Source organism: Archangium primigenium, assembly GCF_016904885.1.
Lineage (GTDB): Bacteria > Myxococcota > Myxococcia > Myxococcales > Myxococcaceae > Cystobacter > Cystobacter primigenius.
On sequence record NZ_JADWYI010000001.1, the window covers coordinates 7,293,087 to 7,306,547 of the forward strand.

The following is a 13,461-nucleotide window of genomic DNA, read 5'->3' on the forward strand; positions in this document are numbered from 1 at the left end:
CAGGCGGTTTGCGCTCCCGACGGGCCGCATGGTACCCCCCCCTCGACACAACCGAAGCGGAAAGTTCCACACATCGTGGACTTCCGCGAGCGGTATCCCGAGGGGGGACCATGCGGTGGCTGCGTTATGCGGTGGTGGTGTTGGCGGTGGTGGCGTGCTCGCGGCCCGAGCCCGTGCCCCCCGTCGAGACCATGCCTTCCGTGTCTCGGGAAGTGGCCGGGTCGTCCCGCGCGGGACTGGTGAGCGCGAGCGCCCGGCTGGTGAAGGACATCAACCCGCGCACCGCCTCGGCGAATCCGCGGGAGCTGACCAACATCCAGGGCACCGTCTATTTCAGCGCCTCGGACGGCATGACGGGCAGCGAACTGTGGAAGAGCGATGGCACCGCCGCCGGCACCGTCCTCCTCAAGGACATCCATCCGGGCCCGGGCGACTCGGCCCCCAGGAACCTGATCAACGTCAACGGCACGCTCTACTTCTCGGCCACCAACGGCATCCATGGCCATGAGCTGTGGAAGAGCGATGGCACCGCCGCCGGCACCGTCCTCGTCCAGGACATCTTCCCCGGCGCGGATGGCTCGGATCCCAACCAACTGACGGACGTCAACGGCACCCTCTTCTTCTCGGCCACCAACGGCACCCATGGCTATGAGGTGTGGAAGAGTGACGGCACCGCCGCTGGCACCGTCCTCCTCAAGGACATCTTCCCAGGCCAGGTGCACTCGAGTCCGAGCTCCCTGACGAATGTCAACGGCACCCTCTTCTTCTCGGCCCTTGACGACGTGAATGGCCAGGGGTTGTGGAAGAGCGATGGCACGGCCGCGGGCACCGTCCTCGTCAAGGACATCAACCCAAGCGCGAACTATTCGAACTCGCATTCCCTGACGAACGTCAACGGCATGCTCTACTTCTCGGCCGAGGACGGCGTGCATGGCATGGAGTTGTGGAAGAGCGACGGCACCGCCGCCGGCACCGTCCTCGTCCAGGACATCTTTCCAGGCTCATTCAACGGGAACCCGAGGGGCCTGACGAACGTCCAGGGCACGCTCTACTTCAGCGCCTCGGACGACTCGACGAACAGGGAGCTGTGGAAGAGCGACGGCACCGCCGCGGGCACCGTCCGCGTCAAGGACATCCGCCCAGGAGGGGCCGGCGCGAGCCCGGAGTTCCTGACGCACGTCAACGGCATGCTCTACTTCTCGGCCGAGGACGGCGTGAATGGCCGGGAGTTGTGGAAGAGCGATGGCACCACCGCCGGCACCGTGCTCGTCCAGGACATCGTCATGGGCTCGGGCTCGTCCACACCCGAGGAGTTGAAGAACGTCAACGGCACGCTCTATTTCACGATCCGGACCGCCTCCAGGTGGGAGTTGTGGAAGAGCGACGGCACCGCCGCCGGCACGATCCTCTTCAAGGCGCTCTCGCCCATCGGCTCCGGACCGCTGTACCTGACGGACGTCAACGGCACGGCCTGGTTCAGCATCAATGTCGACGGGAAGGGCACCGAGCTGTGGAAGAGCGACGGAACGCCCTCGGGTCTGGTGATGATCCGGGACATCAACACGAATACGGAAGACGCGCTCCCGAGCCGACTGACGAACGTCAATGGCATGCTTTACTTCGCGGCCCGCGATGACAGTGGTCGCGCGGAACTGTGGAAGAGCGACGGTACGACCGCGGGGACCGTCGTGCATTACCTCGACCCGGGCGCGCCCAGCCCGAACCCGCTCGAGCTGACGAACGTCAACGGCACCCTCTTCTTCTCCGCCTCGGAAGGCACGAATGGCCGGGAGTTGTGGAAGAGCGATGGCACGGCCGCGGGCACCCGGCTCGTCAAGGACATCTTCCCGGGCGTGAACAGCTCGAACCCGAGCAACCTGACGAACGTCAACGGCACCCTCTTCTTCGTCGCATCGAACGGCACGAATGGCCAGGAGCTCTGGAAGAGCGATGGCACGGCCGCGGGCACCGTGCTCGTCAAGGACATCCTCCCAGGCTCGGGCCCCTCGAGCCCGAGCAACCTGACGAACGCCAACGGCACCCTCTTCTTCTCGGCCAACGATGGCCAGCGTGGCACCGAGCTGTGGAAGAGCGATGGCACCACCGCCGGCACGGTCCTCGTCAAGGACCTCCTCCCGGGCGCGAACGACGGGTCTCCGCAGCTGCTGACAAACATCAACGGCACGCTCTTCTTCGTCGCCACGGACGACACGAATGGCCAGGAGTTGTGGAAGAGCGATGGCACGGCCGCGGGCACCGTGCTCGTCAAGGACATCTTCCCGGGCACGCGCGGCTCATTCCCGAACGGCCTGACGAACCTCGATGGCACGCTCTATCTCAGCGCCACGGACGGCACGAATGGCCAGGAGCTGTGGAAGAGCGATGGCACCGCCGCGGGTACCGTGCTCGTCCAGGACATCGTCCCGGGCGCTTTGGGCTCGAACCCGAGCCGCCTGACGAACGCCCAGGGCACGCTCTACTTCTCGGCCTGGAGCGAGGCGAATGGACAGGAGCTGTGGAAGAGCGATGGCACGGCCGCGGGCGCCCTGCTCGTCAAGGACATCTTCCCGGGCACGCGCGGCTCGGCACCGACCTCCCTGATGAATAGCGGAAGCACGCTCTACTTCTCGGCCGACGACGGCACGACGGGCCGGGAGTTGTGGATGAGCGATGGCACGGCCGCGGGCACCGTGCTCGTCCAGGACATCTTCCCGGGTCCGACTGGCTCGGAGCCCCTGTACCTCACCCAGGCGAGAGGCGCGGTGTTCTTCTCCGCGGCCTCGTTGGCGCACGGCCGGGAGTTGTGGGCGGTGGGCGGTGACAGCGTCCCGCCCACGGTGACGTGTCCCGCTCAGCAAGACGCGCTGGCCACGAGCGCCGCCGGGGCGACTGTCACCTACCCGCCCGCCACCGCCACGGATGACCAGACCGCCTCGCCCCGGCTCACCTACTCGGTGGCCTCCGGCGCCCTCTTCCCGCTGGGCGACACGCGCGTCACCGTGACGGCCACGGATGACGCGGGCAATACGGCCCAGTGTGGCTTCACCGTGAGCGTCCTACCGCCCCCGCCCACGGTCACCGCGCCTGTCGACGGGACGTCCTCGCTCGCGCCCGTGCTCATCTCCGGCACGGCCCTGGCGGGCGCCGAGGTGCACGTCCTGGAGGGAACCACCGTCCTGCGAAGCCTCGCCACGAACACGGACGGTGCCTTCAGTGGTGGGCTGGCGCTGGAGTCGCGTGTCTACTCGCTGCGCTTCGTCCAGACCCTCAACGGCTTCACCTCCACGCCCACGGGTCCGCGCACCGTGTTCGTCCGCCCGCCACCGCCGAGCCTCTCCCATCCCGAGGACGGACTCGTCACGACGAACCCCAGCGTCCCCCTGCTCGTCCGCGGTCTGCCCGACGCCACCCTCACCGTGCGCGAGGGCACGGCGGTCCTCGCGACGCTTGCTATCGACGAGGTGGGAAACTTCGCTGGGTCGCTCGCCCTGGGCCATGGCGTGCACGTGTTGCGCTTCACCCAGACCACGTCCGGTGGCACCAGTGACGACGTCGTGCGCACCGTCACCCGTCGGCCGTCGGCCCCTGTCTTGACCCGCCCCACCTCGGGCACTTCGCTCGTGGGCCCCACCGTGCGAGTGGAGGGCACGGGCGCTCCGGGTGCCACCGCCCAGGTGCTCGAGGCCGGCGCCGTCGTGGGCACCTTCCCCGTGGCGAGTGGCGGCACCTTCGTGGGTGACCTCGCCCTGGCCTATGGCCCGCACCAGTTGACGGCGGTGCAGGTGGAGGGCGGCCAGACGAGTCCCGCCTCCGCACCCGTCTCCTTCGAGGTGCGGCCCGCCGCCCCCCAGGTGTCCTCACCCACCGAAGGCGCCACCTTCGACGGCCCCACGGTGGCCGTCACCGGCACGGGCGCGCCGGGGGCTCAGGTGCAGGTGCGGGAGGCCAGGATGGTGCTCGCCTCCTTCGCGGTGGGCGCTTCCGGGGATTTCTCGGGCGAGGTGGAGCTGGAGCCTGGTACGCACAGCCTCTCCTTCGTGCAGAAGGCGGGTGGCGCCACCAGTGACGCCACGGGCCCGCGCAACGTGTCCGTGCGACCCGCCGCCCCCGTGCTCTCCTCGCCCGCCGCCAACGCCCGCGTGCTGGGACCCCAGGTGTTGCTGCAAGGCACGGCCCTCGCCGGAGCGCGAGTCTTCGCGGAGCAGGCGGGCGTGGCCCTGGGCAGCACCTCGGCGGATGCGGCCCGGACGTTCCGACTGAGCGTCACCCTCGCCTACGGGCCGCACAGCATCGCCCTGCGGCAGGAGAGGGGGGGCGCTACCAGCCTGGCGCGCACCGCCGCCTTCACCGTCATCCCCGCCCCGCCCGTCCTCTCCCAGCCCCTGGATGGCGCCACCGTGGGCAACACCGTCGAGGTGCGCGGCACCGCCCTGCCCCGGGCGCGCGTCACCTTGCGCGATGGCGCCGAGGTTCTCGCCCAGCTCGACGCTGACACCAGCGGCACCTTCCTCCTGGACGTCTCGCTCTCCTACGGGCCTCACACCCTCACCGCCGTGCAGCGCGTACAGGGCGAGGACAGCGACCCCTCCGCGCCCGTGCACCTCACCACTGTTTTCAACCGCGCTCCCGTGGCGGATGCCCAGGAATTGTCCGTCGAAGAAGACGGGCGCCTGGCCGTGACGCTCACCGCCCAGGATGCCGATGACGACGCCCTCACCTTCTCCGTCGGGACGCCGCCCGCCCACGGCTCGCTGGAGGGCACGCCGCCCGCCCTCACCTACGTCCCCGCCCCCGACTTCCACGGCGCCGACCGCTTCACCTTCGCCGTCTCGGACGGCCAGGCCGAGGCCACCGCCACCGTGCGCCTCACCGTCACTCCCGTCAACGATGCCCCCGTGGCGCACGCCCTCAGCGCCACCACGGGCGAAGGCCAGTCCATCTCCCTCACCCTGTCCGGCTCCGATATCGATGGCGACACGCTCACCTACGTGGTCGTGACGGCTCCGGAGCATGGCGGCCTCCAAGGCACGCCGCCCGCGCTGACGTACACCCCCGCCCCGGGCTTCGCGGGCACGGACTTCTTCACCTTCCGGGTGAAGGACGGGCAGCTCGACTCGCCTCCGGCCACCGTGTCCCTGCGCGTCCTGGCCACCGCACTCACCGTCTCCGTGAGTGACCTGTCTCCCCTGGAGGGCAGTCCCGTCGCCTTCTCGGCCACGCTCGCCGATGCCAGCGCCACGCCTGTCTTCTCCTGGGACTTCGGCGATGGCACTACGTCCACCGAGCCCGCCCCGCGACATGCCTTCCCCGACAACGGCGTGTACACCGTGCGCGTGAGTGCCACGGACGCCGACGGCACGCGCCAGGCGTCCGTGGTCCTCACCGTGCGCAACGCCCCTCCCGTGGTGACGTCTCTTTTCCTGTATGAGCGCGTCCTCGAGGCCCAGGAGGTCAAGCTGTCCGCCCTCGCGGAGGATCCCGCGGGCGACGCCGACACCCTGACCTACACCTGGGACTTCGGCGATGGCTCCCCCCCGGCGCTTGGCTCCACCGTGCGCCATGCCTTCCGGGACGACGGCGCCTTCACCGTGGTGCTCACCGTGCGTGACGAAGACGGCGGCGAGACCTGGAAGCAAGCCACCCTGACGGTCACCAACGTGCCTCCGACCACCACGGCTCCCGAGCGCCAGTTCATCCAGGTGGGCGAAAGCCTGAGCCTGCAACTGGCCGCCAGCGACGTCGCGGGCGAGGCGGATCCGCTCACCTGGACCAAGCTCAGCGGTCCGGGCGCGGTGACCCCCGAGGGCCTCTTCACCTGGGTGCCCACCGCGCAGGAAGTGGGCGAGGCCTCCATCGAACTCCAGGTGTCCGACGACGAGGGCGGCAGCGCCGAGGTGACGCTCGTGGTGGAAGTGTCACGCCTGGAGACAGAGCCGCCCGCGGGCTGTGGCTGTGGCACTAGCGGGGACGCCTCGGGGCTGCTCGCGTTGCTCGGACTGGGTCTCCTGTCCGGGCGCCGTGCGCCCCGTTCACGAGGCCGTGGCTTGACGTCGCGGGAGGATTGAACTGAAAGGCCCGCCATGACGACCTCCCCTTCGCTTCCCCGGCTCGTGCTGTGCGAGCTTGCAGACTCCGGCATCCCGGGCCTGGAGAGCGTCTCGCCGTTCTGCCTGAAGGCGCACCGCGCGCTGAAGTACCTGGGCCTGCCTTACGAGCGGCGCCACGGCATGCCCGGCAGCTTCAAGAAGCACTTCTCGACCGGCCAGGTGCCCGTGCTCCTCGTGGGCGAGCACGAGGCGGTGGGCGACTCCACGGACATCCTCGCGCGGCTCGAATCGCTCGCGGGGCGTCCCTTCCTCGACCCCCCGGACGCGCGGCTCAAGGGAGAGGCGCTGGTGTGGGAGGAGTACGCCGACACGTCGCTCGCCGGCTTCCTCATCGCCGCGCGCTGGGCCGACACGCACAACTGGCCGCTGCTGCGCGACAACATCCTCGCCAGCATCCCCCCGCCGCTGCGCGGCCTCATCGGGGGAAGGATCCGCAAGAACGTGCTCGCCGCGCTCGTGGCGCGGGATGTCTGGCGCGCGGGCCCGGACGCCTGCTGGCGGCGCTTCCAACAGCAGCTCGACGCCCTGGAGGCCCGCGCCCCCGAGGAGGGCTTCTGGCTTGGCGCCTTCTCGGTCGCGGACCTGGGCCTGTTCGCCCAGCTCCACAGCCTCCGCCAACCGCTCACCCCCTGGCAGCGCGATCAGGTCTCCGCGCGCTCCCGGCTTTCCCGGTACGTGGACCGGGTAGACGCGGCCACGCGAGGGGCGTGAACAACGCACCGCACCACGCCCCCAGCGGCCGGAGGAGCGACCCCGGCGCACCGGGAACTGGACGGGCATGCCCGGGATATAGGATGTCCCCGGGATGAGGACGCGCAGGCCCCTGGTCATCGTCGACGCACTCGCCTCGCTGGCCAACGCCTTCAAGGCCATTTTTCCGGGCAGCACCACGACCTCGCTGTCGGCGGCGGAGCTCGCCATGCAGGTCGAGGCGATGGGCCCGCGCGCGGCCCTCAAGCCCAAGGTGGTGCCGCTGGACGAGACCCGGCTCGCGGCGCTGCTCTACTTCGATCAACCCACGCCCCAGGCCGGCCTGCTCATCGATCTGTGGCGCCCGGTGCGCACGAGCGACAGCCACTTCGCGCGCGCCTTCTGCCGCGTCTTCAACGACGACCTGAACCACGTCTCCGACGCCCTGCACCTCAACGAGCACTGGGCCTCGCTCGAGCAGACGCGCCTGCGCCGCGCCGTGGCGCGCTTCCTCAACTACCGGCCGCGCCAGATGTCCAACTGGATCCGCGCCGTGGAGGACTCCATGGCCCTCACCTACGAGGGCCGCGCCGTGCGCCACTGCCTCATCGTCGCGCGCAAGGCGCCCAAGCTCGTGCAGAAGCTGCAGAACAAGTTCATCCCCCTGCCCAGCGGCATCTCCATCGAGAACGCGCTCTTGCGCGAGAAGTGGATCCGCACCGTGGTGGACGGGCGCCGCGTGGCGCTGCTCGGCAGCATGCACTCCGGCAGCATCATCGGCTTCATCTCGCTCGCCGAGGTGGACCGCAACGACGCCGCGCTGCGCTATGCCCCCCACGAGACGCTGGTGCCCGTGCAGGCGGTGCTGGGCCACTCCGCGCATGACGTGGCGCTGGTGGCCTCGCCGCAGAACGATCTCTTCATCCTCAGTGGCAAGGGCTCGGTGTTCCAGAAGAGCCACGGCCACTGGCGGGTGCTGGACTACGAGGCGCTGCACGAGCGGCTGTCGGTGCGCTTTCGCGAGGACGTGGTCATCGGCGTGCTCCGGGCCGCCATCGATCTGTCCTTCGAGCGCACGGGCGCGCTCTTCTGCCTGCTCGACTCGCGCGAGGACTTGACGGACTTCATCCCGGACCATGGCCACGCGCTGGCGGCCAACTCGCACCTGCGGCGCAGCCTGCGGGGACAGAACATCTCCGTCTGGGCGCAGCGCCAGGTCATCACCGCCGCGGCGGCCACGGATGGCGCCGTGGTGCTCGACAAGGACGGCAGCGTGCTGGACATCGCGTGCATGATCTCCAGCCCCAAGGAGATCGCCCGGCTCGGGCTGCGCGAGCCCAGCATGCCCGGGGCCCGGGCGCTCGCGGCGTGGCGGGCGAGCTTCCGGGGCGTGGCCCTCAACGTCTCCGAGGACGGTCCCATCACCGTCTACGAGCGCGGGGCCACCATCGGCCGCATCGGGTAGCGCTCCGGGCGGGTCTATGCTGTCGCCCCCGCCTCCGGAGCCTTGTCCATGAAACGTCTGCTGTCGCTGGCCGTGTTGTGCCTCGCCCCGCTGTCCGCCTCCGCCAACAGCTCCACCGCGAGCTTCTCCAACGAGGGGCTCAAGCTGCTCAAGTCCGAGAAGATCCGCATGGCGCGCGAGGAGCTTTTCGTCTCGGCCGAGCGCATCCGGGTGCGCTACACCTTCGAGAACCTGACGCCCCAGCCCATCAAGACCCTGGTCGCCTTTCCCTTCCCCGACACGGACTTGATGGTGGACACGGACGTGTCCGAGGTCGGGGCGTTCACGCTCACCATCGGCGGCAAGCGCCAGGAGACGCGGCGCGAGACGACCTACACGGTCCAGGGAAAGAAGCGCGACAAGGCCCAGGCCGAGGCCCTCGTCCACGCGGAGCAGGCCCGGCGCGAGAGCGACGAGGACTCGCCCACGCCGGGCTTCACCGCCCGCGAGCAGCACGTGGAGCTCTGGGAGCAGGAGTTTCCTCCCGGCAAGGGGCTCGAGGTGGAGATCTCCTACACGCCGTCCGTGGGAGGCGATCTCGGGTGGGACCGCGACACCTACAAGAACAAGCGGCTGCGCGAGAAGTTCTGCATCGATGCCACCACCGTGAAGGCGCTCGACAAGACGCTGGCGCGCAACGCGGCGGCCGATCCGGAAGGGCAGGCCTCCGGCGGGCGGCTCCAGTGGCTGTCCTACGTGCTGGTCACGGCCAACAACTGGGCGGGGCCCATCGGGGAGTTCCACCTGACGCTGGAGAAGTCCTCGCCCACCGACGTGCTCTCCACCTGCATCGACGGCCTGAAGAAGACGAGCCCCGTGCGCTTCGAGCTCACCCGGAAGGACTTCCGCCCCGATCGGGATCTCCAGATGATCCTCTTTCGGTAATGCGGGGAAAACGAGGCGCTGAAACCCACGCGTGCCTCGCGCCACGGCGCTCGCGCTGACGCAATCGATCGGAAGGCGGTCCGTAGAGGAGAGACCGCGCGGTCATGCGGATGCTCTCGCTCCAGGGGTCGCCTCCATGTCGTCGTCTCTCGTGCATTCCTTCCTCGCGGTCCTCCTGCTCGCCACGCCCGCCCTGGCGGAGGAGCAGGGAGAGGCCGCGCTGCAAGACTCCACCTGTTCCATCAGCGTCAAGAAGGGGGACCTGGTGTCCCGGGGCGTGAAGTTGATCGTCGAGGGAGACCAGCACACCCATGACGCGGTGGCGCTGGACGGCAACGTGGTGGTGCGCGCCGGGGCCACGGTGAAGGACGTGGTGGCCATGCGCGGCAACGTCACCGTGGAGAAGGGCGCGCGGATCACCGGCAAGGTGGTGGCGCTCGGCGGCGATGTCCGGGTCGCCGAGGGCGCCATCCTCGAGGGAGAAGTGTCCGCCCTGGGTGGACAGGTCCACGCCGCGCCGGGGGCGCAGCTCCTCGGGGACAAGAACGAGCTGTCCCTGCAGATCAACGGCAAGGATCCCGTCCAGCTGTTCATGGGCCAGCTCTTCTCGGGCAAGGGCTTCGCCCACTGCAAGCTGCGCATCACCGCGGACTGAGCGCGGACGCCTCCGCCGGGGCGGCCTCCTGCGGCGGGTAGAGCACCTGTCGGCCCTGCAGTTGGGCGAAGGGCGTGAGCGTGTGCGGCTCGGCCCGGGTGCGGCGGGTGATGTGCAGCACCTGCACGCCTCGGGCGTACAGCGCATCCGCCACGAGCGAACGGTGGCACCGCCAACGCACCGCCTCGGCGCACATGAGCGCCAGGGGCCCGTCCGGGGTGAGCGCCCGCAGTTCCTCGAGGCCCTGAGCGAACGCGTCCGTGAGCATGTGGTCCGCGTAGCCCCGGAAGCTGGCGTTGCGCCACGCGCCATTGGGAGAGTCCGCACGCGCGCGTCGCAGCCCTCCGAGCGCCGCGAGGTGCACGTACCGGATGTCCGCCGCCGCGAGGGTCCGGGGCAGCGTGTCCCGGTTGAACTGGGGATGGGTGCGCGAGCGGGGCACCGTGCGGATGTCCACCAGGGTCTGGATGCCGTGCGCCTGGAGCAGGCCCACCAGTTCCTCCGCCGAGCGCGTGGAGTGGCCCACCGTGTAGATGCGCGCCTGGCCCCACCCCGGCGCGCGCCGTTTCGGCTGTTCCGTGCGTCCCTTGTGCATGGTCGGGCTCCCCGGGGGAAGCTGGGCATGGCGCTGGGACGAGGACAGGGCGCGGTGCCCGCCTGGCCGCTGGGCGGCGGGCGCGCGGCGGCGTATATCCCCTTTTCCGGACCTGCCAGGAGGCGTGCACATGGGGTTGAGCGCGGAGGCGCTGCGGCTCTTGAGGAAGGGCCTGGTGGTGTGCGCCGAGGTTCCCGCCTCGTCCGCGGAGTACGTGGCCTGGGTGGGCGTGCACCCCTTCGTGGACATGCGGCGCGTGGGCAAGTGCGGGGCCTCCGGGGTCGGCAAGACGCGCTTCGCCATCCGGGGCTGCGAGGCCCCGCGCGCGTCGGTGGAGGCGGGGCACGAGCTCACGGGCACGCTGACGAACGAGCGCGAGGAGATCGTGCACTCGGAGGCGCAGGTCGAGGCCGTGCTCGCCACGTGGGGCATCGACGCGGCGATCCTGGAGCGCGACCGCGCCCCCTACCCCTACTAGCGGACCCCGTTGGGGCAGACCGCCTGGGGGGTCTTGCCATCGTTGGCGGGGCTGTTGTCCTTGAACCAGACCCGTTGCACGTTGTGGGGTTCCAGCTCCTTGCCGAGCTTGAGCATGACGGCCGGATCCGAGCTGTTCCACTGCCCGACCGTGCGGTCCTTGAAGTGATCCCAGCGGATCCATCCCCGGCCCCGCGCGTACCAGAAGCGCTCCGCCTCCACCGGGTTGAAGAACTCCGGCCGGTTGCGGTCATCGGAGAGCCAGTGGTAGCGGTCGATGATCACGACGTCGATGACGGACAGGCTCCCGCCCACGTTGATGGGGCCCTGGTAGCGCAGGAAGTGCCGTCCGTGCGCCCAGGGGATGGCGTCCTTGTAGCGACAGGTGCTCTTGTCGAAGTACCTCGCCGTGGCGTTGAAGGGGAGCTCCTGACCGACCTTCCACACGCGCGGGTAGTACAGGGCGCCGTAGGGCGAGGCATCGTAGGAGTCGCCCGGAGAGCCCGGCGGGGCGGACGTGTCCCGTTCGAGCGCGATCTTGTCCGCGGAGATGCGGTAGCGCTCCCACACCGTCCGGTCCCGCTGCTTGAGGTAGTAGAAGGCGTTGACGGGCGCGGGCACCAGGAAGTCTTCCTGGAGGACCTGGTCGGAGCCTCCGGACTGGAAGGCATGGCCCGTGTTGAACATGAACTCCGTCACCAGGTCCCACACCTGTCCGGTGTCCGTGGTGGTGGGCGGGGCACGGGTGCCCGCGTGAGCGGACCCCGCGAACAGCAGTCCGAGCCAGGTGAAGGCCACCGCGGCGGCCAGGTGGGGGTGTACGGGCATCGTCTCGCTCCAGGTGAAGGCGTTCAGCGAGCAGGACGCACCGCGCCTGGAATGTGACGTGTGTCAGGACCGCGGGCCCGAGGCCCGCCGCCGCGCGCGCCACGTGGCCAGCGCGGGCCAGGCCCCCGTGAGCAGCACCGGCAACCAGCCCGGCACGCCCACCCACGAGGCCGCCGCCTTCTCCGGGCTGCTCACCGGCAGGCGCATGGGCGGGTACTCCTCCTGGATGAGCCAGAAGCCCCAGTCGTTCCAGCGCGAGCGCGGCACCGGGCGCCGGGGGGCCTGGAAGAGCGCGGCTCCCGGGTCGAGGAGCTCCAACGGCCGCTCGGGCGGCAGCCGGTACTGGTCCGCGCCGAGCAGGAAGGAGCCATTGCCGGGCCAGCGCAGCCGCACATGGGCCTCGAGGTTCGCGGGCTCCGCGCGCCGGTCCGTGTCCAGGCCCACGGAGGTATAGAAGTGGTGGCTCGTGGCCCACATGCCGAGAAAGCCCAGGCAGGGCGCCCAGGCGAGCCCTCGCCACCACTCACGTGCTCGCCCTTGATGTCCGCGCGTCCGACCACCCACCATGCCCGGACTGTAGCGCGGGCCTTCCCGGGGCGGACGCCTTCCCGCTCGTCCGCCCTCCAGCGGTCCCGGAACGAGCGGCGCTGGCCCGTCGTCTTCTCCCGCATTCCCCCGCCCACTCCGTTACTGTGGCCCGCGTCGCGCCCGCTCCTCGTCATGACGGGCCGCGTCAGGAGTCCTTCGTGAAGTCGTTCGTGATGGTCGCGGCGGGAGCCGCGCTCTGGGGGTGCTGGTCCCTGTTCCTGCGGCCCGCCGGGCTGTCGGGTCCCCAGAGTGCCTGGCTCTCCATGCTCTTCATGGCGCTGCCCGCGCCCTTCGTGCTGCGCCGCGAGGCGTTCCGGGATCGGCGCGCCACGGTGGCGCTCGGGGTGCTCGCGGTGTGTGACGCCGCGAACGCCGCGCTCTTCTTCGCCGCCATCCAGCGCGGTCCCGTGGCCGTGGCCGTGCTCACGCACTACCTGGCGCCGCTGTTCATCGCGCTCGCGGCGCCGGTGCTCATCGGGGAGCGGCGCTCGATGCGGGCCGTGGTGGGCGCGCCGCTCACGCTCGCCGGGCTCGCGCTGCTGTTGGGGGCGGCCCCGGGTGGCTTCTCCGACCCGCGCACGGCCCTGCTCGGGGGCGCCAGCGCCCTGTTCTTCATGGCCAACGTGCTGGCCATCAAGGAGGCGGGCCGCGCGTTCTCGCCCCTGGCCATCAGCGCCCTGCACGCGCCCCTGTCCGCCGGGGTGCTGCTGTTGGCGTTCGGACACGACGTGCTGCCCCCGGCGCTCGACGCGCGCGTGCTGTGGGTAGGCGGGGGCGCCCTGCTGTGTGGACTCGTGGGCAATTCGGTGTTCACCGCCGGACTGCGCCAGGTGCCCGCCGCCTCGGCCGCGGCGCTCACCTACCTGGAGCCCCTGACGGCGGCGCTCGTGGGCTGGCTCGTCTTCGGGGAGCGCCTGGGGGCCCCGGGGCTGCTCGGAGGGGTGCTGGTGCTCGTGGCCGGGGTCTGGGTGGCCAGTGAGGCGCGCGGGTCCCCACGCCCCGCGCCCCTGGCGCCCGAAGCGGGCTGACCCACAAATGGACGCCCTCCCTCAAATCCCCGCTTGCGCTCGGGGCCAGGGGAGTGGTCCTCTTTTCCCTTCCACCCCACGCGTTCGCGCCACGGAAACGCTGT

Annotated in this window: 10 protein-coding genes; 7 read left to right on the forward strand and 3 right to left on the reverse strand. The window is 70.4% G+C overall.

The genetic code is table 11. The annotated features are described in order from the left end of the window. Nucleotides 1-110: 110 nt before the first annotated feature. From I3V78_RS29915 to I3V78_RS29935, 5 genes are all read left to right on the forward strand, one after another. Nucleotides 111-6,065 carry an ELWxxDGT repeat protein gene (locus I3V78_RS29915; RefSeq protein ID WP_204492667.1) on the forward strand — a complete coding sequence of 1,985 codons (5,955 nt, stop codon included), beginning with the start codon at nt 111-113 and terminating at the stop codon, nt 6,063-6,065. Between the two features lie 15 nt (nt 6,066-6,080). Further along, nucleotides 6,081-6,818 carry a glutathione S-transferase family protein gene (locus tag I3V78_RS29920; RefSeq protein ID WP_204492669.1) on the forward strand — a complete coding sequence of 246 codons (738 nt, stop codon included), beginning with the start codon at nt 6,081-6,083 and terminating at the stop codon, nt 6,816-6,818. 94 nt (nt 6,819-6,912) lie between these two features. Continuing rightward, nucleotides 6,913-8,262 (forward strand): hypothetical protein, encoded by a 1,350-nt coding sequence (locus I3V78_RS29925; RefSeq protein ID WP_204492671.1) that lies wholly within the window; start codon nt 6,913-6,915, stop codon nt 8,260-8,262. Between the two features lie 48 nt (nt 8,263-8,310). Further along, nucleotides 8,311-9,186 carry a DUF4424 family protein gene (locus I3V78_RS29930; RefSeq protein WP_239576739.1) on the forward strand — a complete coding sequence of 292 codons (876 nt, stop codon included), beginning with the start codon at nt 8,311-8,313 and terminating at the stop codon, nt 9,184-9,186. Nucleotides 9,187-9,322: 136 nt separating this feature from the next. Next, nucleotides 9,323-9,841 (forward strand): bactofilin family protein, encoded by a 519-nt coding sequence (locus I3V78_RS29935; RefSeq protein ID WP_204492673.1) that lies wholly within the window; start codon nt 9,323-9,325, stop codon nt 9,839-9,841. Here I3V78_RS29935 and I3V78_RS29940 read toward each other — a convergent pair. After that, nucleotides 9,828-10,436 (reverse strand): DUF488 domain-containing protein, encoded by a 609-nt coding sequence (locus I3V78_RS29940; RefSeq protein WP_204492675.1) that lies wholly within the window; start codon nt 10,434-10,436, stop codon nt 9,828-9,830. The two genes, I3V78_RS29935 and I3V78_RS29940, sit on opposite strands and share 14 nt — an antisense overlap. A gap of 130 nt (nt 10,437-10,566) precedes the next feature. Here I3V78_RS29940 and I3V78_RS29945 point away from each other — a divergent pair, with 130 nt between their 5' ends. Then, a complete protein-coding gene (locus I3V78_RS29945; RefSeq protein WP_204492677.1) occupies nt 10,567-10,914 on the forward strand; it encodes a hypothetical protein in 348 nt (115 codons plus the stop codon). Here I3V78_RS29945 and I3V78_RS29950 read toward each other — a convergent pair. Both I3V78_RS29950 and I3V78_RS29955 read right to left on the reverse strand, forming a co-directional pair. Continuing rightward, a complete protein-coding gene (locus I3V78_RS29950; protein WP_204492679.1) occupies nt 10,911-11,741 on the reverse strand; it encodes a hypothetical protein in 831 nt (276 codons plus the stop codon). The two genes, I3V78_RS29945 and I3V78_RS29950, sit on opposite strands and share 4 nt — an antisense overlap. A gap of 63 nt (nt 11,742-11,804) precedes the next feature. Next, on the reverse strand, nt 11,805-12,218 hold the full coding sequence (locus I3V78_RS29955; protein ID WP_239576741.1) for a hypothetical protein: 414 nt from the start codon (nt 12,216-12,218) through the stop codon (nt 11,805-11,807). Between the two features lie 269 nt (nt 12,219-12,487). Here I3V78_RS29955 and I3V78_RS29960 point away from each other — a divergent pair, with 269 nt between their 5' ends. Then, nucleotides 12,488-13,357 carry an EamA family transporter gene (locus tag I3V78_RS29960; RefSeq protein ID WP_204492681.1) on the forward strand — a complete coding sequence of 290 codons (870 nt, stop codon included), beginning with the start codon at nt 12,488-12,490 and terminating at the stop codon, nt 13,355-13,357. Nucleotides 13,358-13,461 lie beyond the last annotated feature (104 nt).